At 64.4% G+C, this 12,577-nt stretch carries 24 protein-coding genes; 1 reads left to right on the top strand and 23 read right to left on the bottom strand.

Features of this window, described 5'->3' with window-relative positions:
• Positions 1 to 288 precede the first annotated feature (288 nt).
• On the bottom strand, positions 289 to 1,113 hold the full coding sequence (locus GSQ92_RS14495; RefSeq protein WP_158806202.1) for a FadR/GntR family transcriptional regulator: 825 nt from the start codon (positions 1,111 to 1,113) through the stop codon (positions 289 to 291).
• A gap of 179 nt (positions 1,114 to 1,292) precedes the next feature.
• On the opposite strand from GSQ92_RS14495, the gene GSQ92_RS14490 reads away from it, so the two are divergent.
• Positions 1,293 to 1,850, top strand: coding sequence for an MOSC domain-containing protein (locus GSQ92_RS14490; protein WP_159013633.1), 558 nt, complete (start codon positions 1,293 to 1,295; stop codon positions 1,848 to 1,850).
• A gap of 3 nt (positions 1,851 to 1,853) precedes the next feature.
• Here GSQ92_RS14490 and GSQ92_RS14485 read toward each other — a convergent pair whose 3' ends face one another.
• From GSQ92_RS14485 to rpsJ, 22 genes are all read right to left on the bottom strand, one after another.
• Complete coding sequence (locus tag GSQ92_RS14485; RefSeq protein WP_158806199.1) at positions 1,854 to 2,918, bottom strand: acyltransferase; 1,065 nt, start codon at positions 2,916 to 2,918, stop codon at positions 1,854 to 1,856.
• 215 nt (positions 2,919 to 3,133) lie between these two features.
• Positions 3,134 to 3,613 carry a 50S ribosomal protein L15 gene (rplO, locus tag GSQ92_RS14480; protein ID WP_158806197.1) on the bottom strand — a complete coding sequence of 160 codons (480 nt, stop codon included), beginning with the start codon at positions 3,611 to 3,613 and terminating at the stop codon, positions 3,134 to 3,136.
• Positions 3,614 to 3,640: 27 nt separating this feature from the next.
• Entirely contained in the window at positions 3,641 to 3,835 is a 195-nt protein-coding gene (gene rpmD / locus GSQ92_RS14475) for a 50S ribosomal protein L30 (RefSeq protein ID WP_216850614.1), read from the bottom strand.
• On the bottom strand, positions 3,825 to 4,397 hold the full coding sequence (gene rpsE, locus GSQ92_RS14470; RefSeq protein WP_158806193.1) for a 30S ribosomal protein S5: 573 nt from the start codon (positions 4,395 to 4,397) through the stop codon (positions 3,825 to 3,827). Before rpsE ends, rpmD begins: the two co-directional genes overlap by 11 nt.
• Positions 4,398 to 4,408: 11 nt before the next feature.
• Positions 4,409 to 4,771 carry a 50S ribosomal protein L18 gene (gene rplR / locus GSQ92_RS14465; RefSeq protein WP_158806191.1) on the bottom strand — a complete coding sequence of 121 codons (363 nt, stop codon included), beginning with the start codon at positions 4,769 to 4,771 and terminating at the stop codon, positions 4,409 to 4,411.
• Entirely contained in the window at positions 4,771 to 5,304 is a 534-nt protein-coding gene (gene rplF, locus GSQ92_RS14460; protein WP_158806190.1) for a 50S ribosomal protein L6, read from the bottom strand. Before rplF ends, rplR begins: the two co-directional genes overlap by 1 nt.
• A gap of 13 nt (positions 5,305 to 5,317) precedes the next feature.
• The gene (rpsH, locus tag GSQ92_RS14455) at positions 5,318 to 5,716 is read right to left on the bottom strand and encodes a 30S ribosomal protein S8 (protein ID WP_158806188.1); all 399 of its coding nucleotides are present in this window, start codon (positions 5,714 to 5,716) and stop codon (positions 5,318 to 5,320) included.
• Positions 5,717 to 5,727: 11 nt separating this feature from the next.
• Complete coding sequence (gene rpsN / locus GSQ92_RS14450; RefSeq protein ID WP_158806186.1) at positions 5,728 to 6,033, bottom strand: 30S ribosomal protein S14; 306 nt, start codon at positions 6,031 to 6,033, stop codon at positions 5,728 to 5,730.
• A gap of 77 nt (positions 6,034 to 6,110) precedes the next feature.
• Positions 6,111 to 6,668 (bottom strand): 50S ribosomal protein L5, encoded by a 558-nt coding sequence (gene rplE, locus GSQ92_RS14445; protein ID WP_158806184.1) that lies wholly within the window; start codon positions 6,666 to 6,668, stop codon positions 6,111 to 6,113.
• Between the two features lie 10 nt (positions 6,669 to 6,678).
• Positions 6,679 to 6,996 (bottom strand): 50S ribosomal protein L24, encoded by a 318-nt coding sequence (gene rplX, locus GSQ92_RS14440; RefSeq protein ID WP_158806182.1) that lies wholly within the window; start codon positions 6,994 to 6,996, stop codon positions 6,679 to 6,681.
• Positions 6,997 to 6,998: 2 nt separating this feature from the next.
• The gene (gene rplN / locus GSQ92_RS14435; protein ID WP_158806180.1) at positions 6,999 to 7,367 is read right to left on the bottom strand and encodes a 50S ribosomal protein L14; all 369 of its coding nucleotides are present in this window, start codon (positions 7,365 to 7,367) and stop codon (positions 6,999 to 7,001) included.
• Between the two features lie 10 nt (positions 7,368 to 7,377).
• Positions 7,378 to 7,656: a 30S ribosomal protein S17 gene (gene rpsQ, locus GSQ92_RS14430; protein WP_158806178.1), complete on the bottom strand. Its 279-nt coding sequence runs from the start codon at positions 7,654 to 7,656 to the stop codon at positions 7,378 to 7,380.
• A 13-nt stretch (positions 7,657 to 7,669) separates the two neighbouring features.
• Positions 7,670 to 7,879 carry a 50S ribosomal protein L29 gene (gene rpmC, locus GSQ92_RS14425; protein WP_158806176.1) on the bottom strand — a complete coding sequence of 70 codons (210 nt, stop codon included), beginning with the start codon at positions 7,877 to 7,879 and terminating at the stop codon, positions 7,670 to 7,672.
• Position 7,880: 1 nt separating this feature from the next.
• The gene (rplP, locus tag GSQ92_RS14420; RefSeq protein WP_158806174.1) at positions 7,881 to 8,297 is read right to left on the bottom strand and encodes a 50S ribosomal protein L16; all 417 of its coding nucleotides are present in this window, start codon (positions 8,295 to 8,297) and stop codon (positions 7,881 to 7,883) included.
• 16 nt (positions 8,298 to 8,313) lie between these two features.
• Positions 8,314 to 8,991, bottom strand: a complete 678-nt coding sequence (rpsC, locus tag GSQ92_RS14415) for a 30S ribosomal protein S3 (RefSeq protein ID WP_158806172.1) — start codon at positions 8,989 to 8,991, stop codon at positions 8,314 to 8,316.
• 1 nt (position 8,992) lies between these two features.
• On the bottom strand, positions 8,993 to 9,403 hold the full coding sequence (gene rplV / locus GSQ92_RS14410; protein ID WP_158806170.1) for a 50S ribosomal protein L22: 411 nt from the start codon (positions 9,401 to 9,403) through the stop codon (positions 8,993 to 8,995).
• A gap of 3 nt (positions 9,404 to 9,406) precedes the next feature.
• Positions 9,407 to 9,685 carry a 30S ribosomal protein S19 gene (gene rpsS, locus GSQ92_RS14405; RefSeq protein ID WP_158806168.1) on the bottom strand — a complete coding sequence of 93 codons (279 nt, stop codon included), beginning with the start codon at positions 9,683 to 9,685 and terminating at the stop codon, positions 9,407 to 9,409.
• A gap of 3 nt (positions 9,686 to 9,688) precedes the next feature.
• Positions 9,689 to 10,522 (bottom strand): 50S ribosomal protein L2, encoded by an 834-nt coding sequence (rplB, locus tag GSQ92_RS14400; RefSeq protein ID WP_158806166.1) that lies wholly within the window; start codon positions 10,520 to 10,522, stop codon positions 9,689 to 9,691.
• An 18-nt stretch (positions 10,523 to 10,540) separates the two neighbouring features.
• Positions 10,541 to 10,837 (bottom strand): 50S ribosomal protein L23, encoded by a 297-nt coding sequence (locus GSQ92_RS14395; protein ID WP_158806635.1) that lies wholly within the window; start codon positions 10,835 to 10,837, stop codon positions 10,541 to 10,543.
• 38 nt (positions 10,838 to 10,875) lie between these two features.
• A complete protein-coding gene (gene rplD, locus GSQ92_RS14390) occupies positions 10,876 to 11,520 on the bottom strand; it encodes a 50S ribosomal protein L4 (protein ID WP_158806164.1) in 645 nt (214 codons plus the stop codon).
• Between the two features lie 10 nt (positions 11,521 to 11,530).
• Positions 11,531 to 12,205, bottom strand: coding sequence for a 50S ribosomal protein L3 (gene rplC / locus GSQ92_RS14385; protein WP_158806162.1), 675 nt, complete (start codon positions 12,203 to 12,205; stop codon positions 11,531 to 11,533).
• A 19-nt stretch (positions 12,206 to 12,224) separates the two neighbouring features.
• The gene (rpsJ, locus tag GSQ92_RS14380) at positions 12,225 to 12,539 is read right to left on the bottom strand and encodes a 30S ribosomal protein S10 (RefSeq protein WP_158806160.1); all 315 of its coding nucleotides are present in this window, start codon (positions 12,537 to 12,539) and stop codon (positions 12,225 to 12,227) included.
• Positions 12,540 to 12,577: the final 38 nt, after the last annotated feature.

Genomic DNA, 12,577 nt, shown 5'->3' with positions numbered 1-12,577 from the left:
CAGCGCGTTTGAATATGCAGCCCGCGACGGCCAGCTTCCAGCCGCCGATAACGCCGTCTATACTTGGCTTGCCGCCGTCAACGCGCCGTCTCAACCTCTCGTCCACTTGGATGCCTGCGTCTGGAACCGAAGCGTAAGCACACATCTAGGGTAACGGATGCCGTAACGACCGCGATTGGCTGGGTATGGACCATCCAGGCCCAGCCAATCCGGCACTCTTTCGTCAAAACTAAGCCGGATCCCAGACTGTAGATGGGCTACCCATCCACAGCGCCCGCCGCCACTCAATCACGAAACACCGACCGCAGGCCGCGCCTTCACCAGTGCCTGCCGCGCATCCTCCGCCGCGGTGTCGAGCAGCACCTGCATCGCTTCTCGCGCGCCATCCTCCGACCGCGCACGGATCGCCTCCAAGACCGCCTCGTGCCGCCCCAGCGACAATTCCGGCGCCGAGGACTGCGTGAGCCAGTTGAGCCTGAACGATGCTCTCAGCGAGGAACCGATGAGCGCCACGAAGGACGACAGAAAGTAATTGCCCGTCGCCGCCAGAACCGCCTGGTGGAATCGCAAATCCGCGGCGACCGTGCGCGCCGTCTCGTCATGATCCTCGCTGTCGCGCGGCACCCGATCCATCGCCGCCGCCTGAGCCACCGCCATGTCGTGATAGGCGGCCGCGATCCGCGCTACCTCCTCCGACGTCGCGCGGCGCGCGGCCAGGGCAGCGGCCGAGGGCTCGACGACCATGCGCGCCTCGAACAGCCCGTTGATGTAAACCTCGGACGGCTCCTGCTCGAGATGCCAGGCGAGCACCGAGGCATCGAGCATGTTCCAGTCCGCCAGCGGGCGCACGATGGTGCCGAGCTTGCGACGCCCGACGATCATGCCCTTCGCCGCCAGCAGCCTGAACCCCTCGCGCAACGCGGCGCGCGAGACCCCCAGGCTGGCGCAAAGCTCCAGCTCCGGCGGCAGGGTCGAGCCCGAAGGCGTCTGGCCGCCTACGATGCGACGGCCGATCGTCTCCGCCACGTCGTCGCTTCGGTTGGTGGCGCTCCCTAAACCGGCGGCACGCCGCGCGGTCCGCGGTCTTTTGACGTGAACTTTATTGTCAGACATTACCCGCTTGCTTAAGCCGCCCTTGCCCCAAAGTCACCATCGTAAACACGGCGCGCCATCCGTGAAGCCCAGGCTCGGAAGAATCGGCTCCCGCTCACAACCGTCGAGGGTCTCGAGGCCGCTCATCGCGCATTCCCCAACCGGCTTGACGCCTAAGCGCTGTCGCCGGAGGCTACGTCATGCAGGTCGCCATGCTCCTCATCGCCGACGGTGCTGACTTCGTCAGTCGCCGGGTCGAGACGCTGTGCCTGACCCTGACGGGCATCGCCGGAGACCGCCATGCGGGGCCTATGCGCGCGGCGGATGCGCGGACGCCGTGGCACAAGCGCGGCACCGCGATCGCCAATACCCGGCAGATCTCTCTCCTTTCGGTCGAGGAATGCGCCGAGGTCGCCCGGGCGATGGATATTCCCGTTGTTCAGCCTGAGTTGCTGGGCGCCAATCTCGTCTTGTCGGAAGCCCCCGGCCTCAGCTTGCTGCCCTCGGCAACACGGCTGCGGTTCCCGTCCGGCGCGACGATCTTCGTGACCGAGCAAAACGCGCCTTGCCGCTTCCCCGCCGAGAAACTCGCTGCGGCGCATGGGCGGCCGCGACTGGCAGCACTATTCCCCAAGGCAGCGATAGGCCGCCGGGGGCTGGTGGGCATCGTTGAGTGCGAAGGCGAGGTTCGGACCGGCGATGCCGTGACCTATCTGCCGCCGAGAGGGCAGGTCACCCAGCGCGCCGCCCTTCGCTGATCCTCAATCCGCACCGGCCGGCGCGGAGGCTGGCACGGCGTGAACCGTCGCCGCCTGGACCCTGCGCCCGATTCGGCCGCCCCAGCGCCGGCAAGGCTCCTCCACCAGGCGCCACGTCACGGTGGCTACCGCCAAGACGATGCAGACCGTCATGAGCGACCACACGATACCGTCCACCCTATGCGAGAAGGGCAGCCGGCTCGGCGGGAAGCGCGACCATATCTGGCCGATCGCCTCGGCATGCAGCAGATAAACCGAGAAGGAAATCCGCCCGAGCCAGAAACACACCCCGAAGCCCAGCACCCAGGCGACCACCCCGGCCTCCCAGGACAGAGCGACGATCAGCATCGCGGCAAAGAGCGGCACGTAAGGCACATGCTGGGTGGCGACCGAGGCGACGATGCCCGCGAGGGCCACAAGCTCGATCACGCTCGCGACTGCGCGGGAGGGCGTCGTGAACTTCTCGCTCACCAGCCGGATCGCGAGCCCGAGGCCGAATCCGACCAAGCCGCGAAACACCGCCCCCCAACCCCAGATCACCACATCATAATTCTGCAAATGGATTTCGAGCCGGGCCAGAACCAGGATCGCCAGGCTCAGCAGCCACATCGGCGCATGGCGCATCCGCATGATCACCAGCGGAAAGACGATGTAGCACACCAGCTCGACCGCGACCGACCAACTCACCGCGTTCCACATGAGCTGATGGTAGAAAAAGGGCTGGAGCATCAGCGCCTGGAGCGGCAGCCACCGCAACTCCTGTGTCGGGTCATGCACCCCATGTCTGAGATAGAGGTCGAGCCAAAGCACCAGCATGGCGCCAAGCACGAATAGATGCATCGGATAGACCCGGAAGACGCGCCGGGTCAGGAAGCGGCCAACGCCACGCCATTCGAGACCGCGATAGACCGTGGTCAGAATGAAGCCGCTGAGAATGAAGAAGATATCGACCGAGACATAGCCCGGCTTCAACGCCGGGCCGTAAAGCGGATAGCCCATCACGCCAAGCATCAGATCGAGGTGATGACCGAAGACCCAGAGCGCCGCGAATCCGCGGATCGAGGTCAAAGAAAAGCTTTCCTGGCGCATGGCGGTGCTTTGCTACGCCGCCGCCGCGCGGGTCAATCTAAATCATCCCGCAAGAAACGAAGGGCGGCCAGTCATGCGACAGGCCGCCCTTTATGAATTCGACGAGATGCCTGACGACATCCACACCGTTTCTAGGCCGTTACCTGGCCTAGCCGGCGTGACTGGATCGGCGCCTCCGGTGAAGCGCGCGCAGCCTAAGCCGCGGCGGTCTTCTCTGCCGGCAGCTCTACCTTGCCGCCCGCCTTCTCGATGGCGGCCACCGCGGTCGCCGAAGCGCCGTTGACCGCGATTGTCACCGCGCGAGTGATCTCGCCACGAGCCAGCAGACGAACACCGTCCGTCTTGTTATGGCCGATCAGCCCGGCCGCGCGCAGACTGGCCTCGGTGATGGTCTGGCCAGCGTCGATCTTGCCGTCCGCCAGGGCCTTCTCCAGCGTGTCCAGATTGATCGGCGAGAACTGCTTGCGCGACACATTGCGGAAGCCGCGCTTGGGTAGCCGCCGGTAGATCGGCAGCTGGCCGCCCTCGAAGCCGTTCAGGCTCACGCCCTCACGCGCCTTCTGGCCCTTGACGCCCTTGCCGGAGGTCTTGCCCTTGCCCGAGCCAATGCCACGGCCAAGCCGCTTGGAAGTGGGCCGCGCACCCTTGTTATCGCGCAGTTCGTTGAGCTTCATCGTCTGCTATCCTTGGCCCCGATCAGGTCAGGACCGCTCCTCGACACGAATGAGATGAGCAACCTTGCGGATCATGCCGCGCGTCGAGGGGGTGTCTTCCACCTCACGCGTGCGGCCGATCTTGTTGAGGCCGAGACCGATCAAGGTCGCCTGCTGGCCGGGCTTCTGCCCATTGCCGGAGGTGATCTGCGTGACCTTCACGCGGGGTTTCTCAAGCGGCATCCGCTGCCTCCGCCGGGGCATCGCGCTTGCCCAGGATGTCATTGACCTTCTTGCCGCGGCGCGACGCGACCGAGCGGGGGCTCGCGCAGTTCTGCAGGGCGTCGAAGGTCGCCTTGATCATGTTATGCGGGTTGCGGCTGCCCATCGATTTCGCGACGACATCGCCGATCCCCAAAGTCTCCAGCACGGCGCGCATTGGGCCGCCGGCGATGATGCCGGTGCCGGCCGGTGCGGCGCGCAGGATGACCTTGCCCGCGCCGTAGTGGCCGAGCGCGTCATGATGCAGCGTGCGGCCTTCCTTCATCGGCACCCGGATCAGGCCGCGCTTGGCCCGCTCGGTCGCCTTGCGGATCGCCTCGGGCACTTCACGCGCCTTACCGGCGCCGAAGCCAACGCGGCCCTTCTGGTCACCCACCACCACCAAGGCTGCGAATGCGAAACGACGGCCGCCCTTCACCACCTTGGCCACGCGGTTGATGGTGACCAGCTTGTCGATGAACTCGTCGCTATGGTCACGGTCGCGCTGTCCGCCGCGGCCGCTGTCCCTTGCTTCCCGTGCCATCTACAAATCCCTCAGAAGGCCAGGCCGCCCTCGCGGGCAGCCTCCGCCAGCGCCTTGACGCGCCCGTGATACAAATAGGCGCCGCGGTCGAAGACCACTTCCTTCACGCCAGCCGCCACCGCGCGCTCGGCGACGAGTTTGCCGACCGCCGCCGCCGCGTCCTTGTCCGCGCCCGTCTTCAGCCCGGCCTTCAGATCCTTGTCCAGGCTGGATGCGGCGGCCAAAGTGCGGCCGGCCACATCGTCGATGACCTGGGCATAGATGTGCTTGCCGGAGCGAAACACCGAAAGCCGCAACCGGCCACCGGACTTCTGGCGAAGCTGGTAGCGCAGACGTTCCCGCCGGCGCTGCCGGAGATCCTGGTTCGCGCTCATTACTTCTTCTTGCCTTCCTTGCGGCGGATGGTTTCGGTCAGGTAGCGCACGCCCTTGCCCTTGTAGGGCTCCGGGGGGCGCCATCCACGGATTTCCGAAGCCACCTGGCCGACCTGCCGCTTGTCCATGCCCTTGACCCTGATTTCGATCGGGCGCGGGCAGTTGATGCTGATCCCCTCAGGAACCGGAAACACGACGTCATGCGAGAAGCCGAGGTTCATGACCAGGTTCTTGCCCTGCACCGACGCCCGGTAACCGGTGCCGGTGATCTCCATTCCGACTTCGAAGCCGGTGGAGACGCCCTTCAGCACATTCGCGATGAGGGAGCGCGTGGTGCCCCACATCATGCGCGACGGCGCTTCCTTCGACCGCGGGGCGACCGAAACCTTGCCGTCCTCGACTGTGACATCGACCAGTTCGGTCAAAGTCAGCCGCTGCTCGCCGAGCTTGCCCTTGGCGATGAGGATGCCATTGACGACGTTGACCTCGACGCCCTTCGGGATCTCGACCGGATATTTGCCTACGCGTGACATTGATCCAGCCCCCTCAGAAGACCCGGCAGAGGACTTCGCCGCCAACATTGGCGGCGCGGGCCTCCTGGTCGCTCAACACCCCGCGCGGCGTCGATAAAATCGACACGCCGAGGCCGCTATAGACACGCGGCAACTCGCGGATCTTCGAGTAGACGCGGCGGCCGGGGCGGGAGACGCGGGTGATCTCTTTGATCACCGGCTGCCCCTCATTGTATTTCAGCTCGATGCGAAGCTGCGCCAGGCCGGGCCGCAATTCCTCACTGGAAAAGCCGCGGATGAAGCCTTCACGCTGCAACACGTTCAGCACATTGGCTCGCAGCTGCGAAGCCGGCGCCACGCAAACCGCGTGGTTCGCCCGCTGCGCATTGCGGATGCGGGTAAGCATATCCCCTAAGGGATCGGACATCGACATCGTTGATCCCCCTACCAGCTGGCCTTCACCATGCCCGGGATCTGACCCGAGCTGGCGAGGTCGCGCAAAGCGATGCGGCAAAGGCGGAACTTGCGATAATTTCCGCGCGAACGTCCGGTCAGCTCGCAACGCAAGCGCACGCGAGTCCGCGAACCGTTGCGCGGCAACTGTGCAAGACGCACCGAGGCCTCGAAACGCTCTTCGACCGGGACCTCGCGGTCCTTCAAGATCGACTTAAGGGCAGCCCGCTTGGACTTGTCGCGAATCACCATAGCCTGGCGCTTCGCGTTGCGGTTGACCTGGGAAGTTTTGGCCATCCTGTCTATATCCTCCGGAACCTATCGGCCGTCGCGCAAGGCGTGGCCGCGGTTTTCCTAAACGCGTCTCGTTAAGCTCAGTTGGCGAAGGGGATCGAGAAGCCCTTGAGAAGGGCCTTCGCTTCCGCATCGGTCTTCGCATTCGTCACGAATACGATGTCCATGCCGCGGATCGACTCGACCTTGTCGTAGACGATCTCCGGGAAGATGATCTGTTCCTTCAGGCCCATGGCGAAGTTGCCGCGCCCGTCGAAACCCTTGCCGGTGATGCCGCGAAAATCCCGCACGCGAGGCAGCGCGATCGTCACCAGACGGTCAAGGAACTCGTACATCCGCGCCTGACGCAGTGTGACCTTGCAGCCGATCGGCAGACCCTTGCGGATCTTGAAGCCGGCGATCGCCTTCTTGGCCACCGTCTTCACCGGGCGCTGCCCGCTGATCAGCGTCAGCTCGGACACCGCGGCATCCAGCTTCTTCTGGTCCGCCGCCGCCTCGCCCACGCCCATGTTGATCACGATCTTCTGCAGCCGCGGCACTTCCATGACATTGCCGTAGCTGAACTCCTTGCGGAGCGCATCGCGCATCTCGGATTCATACAGCGCCTGGAGGCGCGGCTTAGCCTGTGTTTCGCTCACCTCTGCCTCCTCAGCTCTCGATGACCGCGCCGGTCTTCCGGGCGATGCGGACCTTGTCCCCACCTTCCAGAACGCGGAACGACACCTTGGTCTTCTGACCCGTCTTCGGATCGATCAGCGCCAGGTTCGACAGATCGATCGCCCGCTCCTGGGATACCTTTCCGCCCTGATTCGGGCCCGATGGCTTCTGATGCTTCGTGGCAAGCGCCACGCCCTGCACCACAGCGCGATTGAGCTTCGGGATCACCCGCAGCACCTTACCGCGGCTACCCTTATCCGAGCCTGCGATGACGAGAACCTCGTCATCCTTACGGATACGCGCGGCCATGATTACAGCACCTCCGGCGCGAGGCTGATGATTTTCATGAACTTCCGCGCCCGCAGCTCTCGCACCACCGGCCCGAAAATACGCGTGCCGATCGGCTCAAGCTGCTTGTTGATCAGCACCGCCGCATTGCGGTCGAAGCGGATCGCGCTGCCGTCCGAACGACGCACCGGATAGGACGTGCGCACGATCACCGCCTGGTGCACGTCGCCCTTCTTCACCTTGCCGCGCGGAATGGCATCCTTCACGGAGACCACGATCACGTCGCCGACCGATGCCGTCTTACGCTTGGAGCCGCCGAGCACCTTGATGCACTGCACACGGCGCGCGCCCGAATTATCCGCAACCTCGAGGTTGCTTTCAGCGCTGATCATCGGACTCTCCTCACGCCGCCGCGGAGGTCTGCTCGGCGAACTCGCCAAGCAGCGCACCGTTGCGCTCGATCACCTGCCAGGCCTTGCGCTTGCTGATCGGGGGGCATTCCTCGATCCGCACCAGGTCGCCGGTCTTGCAGACATTCTCCTCGTCATGCGCGGCATAGCGCTTCGAACGACGAATGAACTTCTTGTACAGCGGGTGCATGACGCGACGCTCGACCAGGACCGTACAGGTCTTGTCCATCTTGTCGCTCACTACTCGCCCCGATAGGACGCGCCTAGACATCGCCCTTATCTCCTCAGGCTTTTGCCGAAGCGCGACCGCGCTCCGAAATGATCGTCTTGACCCGCGCGATTTCGCGACGGACCACTTTCACGCGGGCAACGCTGTCGTTCTGCCCCGTCGCGCGCTGGAAACGCAGGTTGAACTGCTCGCGGCGTAAATCCACCAGCCGGGCGGTCAGCTCATCCGGGGTCTTGGCCCGGGTGTCGGTAGCTTCCTTGCTCATCTCACGCCTCTCCGATGCGGGTGACGAACTTGGTCTTGATCGGCAGCTTCGCCGCACCGAGCGTCAGCGCCATCTGCGCGATCTCGTTGGAGACGCCATCGATCTCGAACATAATGCGGCCGGGCTTCACGCGAGCGACCCAGAATTCCGGGCTGCCCTTGCCGGAGCCCATGCGGACTTCGGCCGGCTTCTGCGACACCGGCACATCCGGAAAGATGCGGATCCAGACGCGGCCCGTGCGCTTCATGGCGCGGGTGATCGCGCGGCGAGCCGCCTCGATCTGGCGAGCCGTGATGCGCTCCGGCTCCAAGGCCTTGAGGCCGAAGGCGCCGAAGTTGAGCTGCGTGTTACCCTTGGCGAGACCGTGAATACGGCCCTTATGCGCCTTGCGGTATTTCGTGCGCTTGGGAGAAAGCATGAACCTGTTCCGTGTCCTACCGCTGCGGCGCTTGTTCGGCGGCCTTGCGGTCCTGCGCCATGGGATCGTGCGCCAGGATTTCGCCCTTGAAGACCCAAACCTTGACCCCGCAAGTGCCATAGGTCGTCTTGGCGGTCGCGACGCCGTAATCGATATCCGCGCGTAGCGTGTGCAACGGCACCCGGCCCTCGCGATACCACTCCATCCGCGCGATTTCGGCACCGCCGAGGCGGCCACCGCAATTGATGCGAATGCCCTGCGCGCCGAGGCGCATGGCGGACTGCACCGCACGCTTCATGGCGCGGCGGAAAGCAACCCGCCGCTCAAGCTGCTGGGCGATGTTCTCGGCCACCAAGGTCGCGTCGATCTCGGGCTTGCGGATCTCGACGATGTTCAGCGAGACCTCGGCGCCGGCAATCGCAGTCAGTTCCTTGCGGAGGACCTCGATGTCCTGGCCCTTCTTTCCGATGACGACGCCGGGACGCGCCGCATAGATCGTGACGCGCGGCTTCTTCGCCGGGCGCTCGATTACCACGCGGGAAACGCCGGCGCCGGACAAACGGCGGCGCAGGAACAGGCGGAGCTTCAGATCCTCATGGAGAAGCTTCGCGTAGTCGCGGTTCGCGAACCAGCGGCTCTCCCAGGTGCGGTTGATGCCAAGCCGCAAGCCAATCGGGTTAACTTTGTGACCCATGTTACGCGGCCTCCTGCGTAGTCTCGGGCGCGGCCGCTTCCTGCGCCCGCTCGGCAACGACGATCCTGAGATGGGCGAACCACTTCTCGACGCGGGAAGCGCGACCGCGACCGCGCGCCTGGAAGCGGCGCATGACGATCGAGCGGCCAACCTCGGCGCGCGTCACCACCAGCCGATCGACGTCGAGCTGATGATTGTTCTCGGCATTCGCGATGGCGCTCTGCAGTGCCTTGCGAACATCCTGGGCGATCCGCTTCTTGCTGAAGGTCAGCGTCGCGACAGCTTTCGCCGCCGGCTGGTTGCGGATCATGCCCGCCACCAGGTTCAGCTTGCGCGGGCTCACGCGGATATTGCTGACCAGAGCCTGAGCTTCAGTCTCAGCCAGCTTACGAGGGGTTTTTGGCTTGCTCATGAATCAGCCCCGCTTCGCCTTCTTGTCCGCCGAATGGCCGGTGAAGGTCCGCGTCGGCGAGAACTCGCCGAATTTGTGACCCACCATATTCTCGTTCACCACCACGGGCAGGAACTTGTGCCCGTTATAGACCCCGAAGGTGAGGCCGATGAACTGCGGCAGAATCGTCGACCTGCGCGACCAGATCTTGATGATCTCGTTGCGGCCAGAGGCGCGTGACGTCTCGGCCTTGTTCAGGAGGTACCCGTCCACGAACGGGCCTTTCCAAACGGAGCGTGCCATGAATCAGCCCTTGCTCTTGTTGCGCCGGCGGATGATCAACTTGTCCGTCCGCTTGTTGACGCGAGTCTTGTAACCCTTGGTCGGCTTGCCCCAAGGCGTAACCGGATGACGACCGCCCGAGGTGCGACCTTCGCCGCCGCCGTGCGGATGATCGACCGGGTTCATCACGACGCCACGGTTATGCGGGCGGCGGCCGAGCCAGCGGGAACGTCCCGCCTTGCCGATATGGATATTCGAGTTGTCGGCGTTGGACACGGCACCAATCGTCGCCATGCACTCAGCGCGAACCACGCGAAGCTCGCCCGACATCAGCTTGACCTGGGCATAGCCCGCATCCTTGCCGACGAGCTGGGCGAAGGTTCCGGCCGAGCGGGCAACCTTGGCGCCCGCGCCTTCCTTCATCTCGATATTGTGGATGATCGTGCCAACCGGGATCGCCGCCAGCGGCATCGCATTGCCGGGCTTGATATCCGCGCGCTGGCCGGCAACCACATTGTCGCCGACCGACAGGCGCTGCGGCGCGATGATATAGGCCAGCTCGCCATCGGCATACTTGATCAGCGCGATGAAGGCGGTGCGGTTCGGATCATATTCGATCCGCTCCACGCGAGCCGCGACATCCCACTTGCGCCGCTTGAAATCGACGATGCGGTAAGTCTGCTTGTGTCCGCCGCCCCGGAACCGAACAGTGGTGCGGCCATGGTTGTTGCGACCGCCCGAGGAGGACTTGCCCTCGGTCAGGCCCTTAACCGGCTTGCCTTTCCACAGCTCCTTGCGCGACACCAAGACGGTGTTGCGCAGGCTGGGCGTGACGGGATTGAATTGCTTTAGCGCCATGATCCTATTCCCGTCGCCTCAGCTTAGGCTCGTGGTGAAGTCGATCGACTGGCCGTCTGCCAGCTGCACGATCGCCTTCTTGACATCCGACCGCACGCCGGGCCGGCCGCGGAACCGCTTCGTCTTGCCCTTGGTGATCAGCGTATTCACGCCCATCACCTTCACCCCGAACAGCGTCTCAACCGCGAGCTTGATCTCGGGCTTCGTCGCATCGAGCGCAACACGCAGCGTGACCTGGCCGCGCTCGTTCAGGATGGTCGCCTTCTCGGTGATCACCGGGCTGCGAATGACTTCGTACATCGCCTCGCGCGACATTTTCGCGGCGCGTTTGCGGGCGTTGAGACCGGGCGTGCTCATGCCGCGACTCCTGCCTTTTCTGTTTTCGCCGCGAGACGCGCGGTGAGGCCCTGTAGCCCCGCCGAGGTCACGACGAGAATGTCATGCCGCAGAATATCGAGCACGTTCGCGCCCGCCGTCGGCAGCACGTCGATGCCGATCACGTTGCGGCTCGCCAACAGGAAGCGCGCATCGACTTCACCATCGACGATCAGCGCCGAGCGCCAGCCGAGGGTGCGCAACTTCGCGACCAGATCCTTGGTCTTCTCGACGCCGGCCGCCGTATCGATCACCACCAGCTTGCCCTCCGCCTGCTTCTGCGACAGCGCGGAAATCAGGCCGAGGCGGCGGATCTTCTTCGGCAGATCATAGCCGTGGTCGCGAACGACCGGACCATGGACCACGCCACCGGTGCGGAACTGCGGCGCGCGCAGGCTGCCCTGGCGTGCATTGCCCGTGCCCTTCTGCCGATACGGCTTCCGCGTGGTGCCGGAAACCTCGGAGAGGCCCTTTACCTTGTGGTTGCCACCGCGGCTGCGGCTGCGCTGCCAGTGCACCACACGCGCCATGATATCGGGGCGCGGCGTGATGCCGAAAATTTCGTCTGACAGCTCGACCGAACCGGCGTCGCCGTTGTCGAGCGTCTTGATATCAGCTTGCATCTCGCGCTCCTCAGCTCGCCAGCGCGGCGGGATAGGCCGCATCGGCGTGGCGAGGCCGCTTGATGGCATCCCGCACCAGCACATAACCGCCAGCGGCACCCGGCACCGCGCCTGCAACCATGATGACCCCGCGCTCGGCATCGACCGCCGCGATCTCGAGGTTGAGCACCGTGATGCGCTCATGGCCGAGATGGCCCGCCATCTTCTTATTCTTGAATGTCTTGCCTGGATCCTGGCGATTACCCGTCGAGCCGTGGCTTCGATGGCTGACCGACACGCCGTGAGACGCTTCGAGACCGGCAAAGTTCCAGCGCTTCATGGCGCCGGCAAAACCCTTGCCCTTGGACGTGCCGGTCACGTCGATCTTCTGGCCGACCACGAAATGGGCCGCGGAAATGACCGAACCCGGCGGCACCAGCGCATCCGCAGCGACCCGGAACTCGACAACCTTCTTCGCGGGCTCGACCTTCGTTTTCGCGAAGTGGCCACGGTTGGGCTGCGAGACATTCTTGACCTTGGCCAGGCCCCAGCCGAGCTGCACCGCGGTGTAGCCGTCCGTTTCCTCGGTACGGGTGGAGATCACCCGCAGCTGGTCAAGATGAAGGACGGTGACAGTGACGTGACTGCCATCCTCCTTGAAGATCCGGGACATGCCCAGCTTCTTAGTGATTATTCCGGTGCGCATCGCCGCGGTCTTTCCAGTCTCAGATCTTAATCTCGACGTCCACGCCAGAGGCGAGGTCGAGCTTCATCAGCGCGTCCACCGTCTGCGGCGTGGGCTCGACGATGTCGAGAAGGCGGTAGTGAGTGCGAATCTCGAACTGCTCGCGGCTCTTCTTGTCGACATGCGGTCCGCGCAACACGGTGAACTTCTCGATGCGCATCGGCAGCGGGATCGGGCCGCGAACATTGGCGCCTGTACGCCTCGCCGTGTTGACGATCTCCCGCGTGCTGGCGTCCAGCACGCGGTGATCATACGCCTTCAGGCGAATGCGTATGTTTTGGTTTTGGTTTTCCATAACAGGCTTCCAGTTCGCGACTTCGATCTCGTTCCGCC

Source organism: Acidisoma sp. S159 (genome assembly GCF_009766125.1).
Lineage (GTDB): Bacteria > Pseudomonadota > Alphaproteobacteria > Acetobacterales > Acetobacteraceae > Acidisoma.
This window is presented reverse-complemented; position numbering and strand designations above follow the sequence as displayed.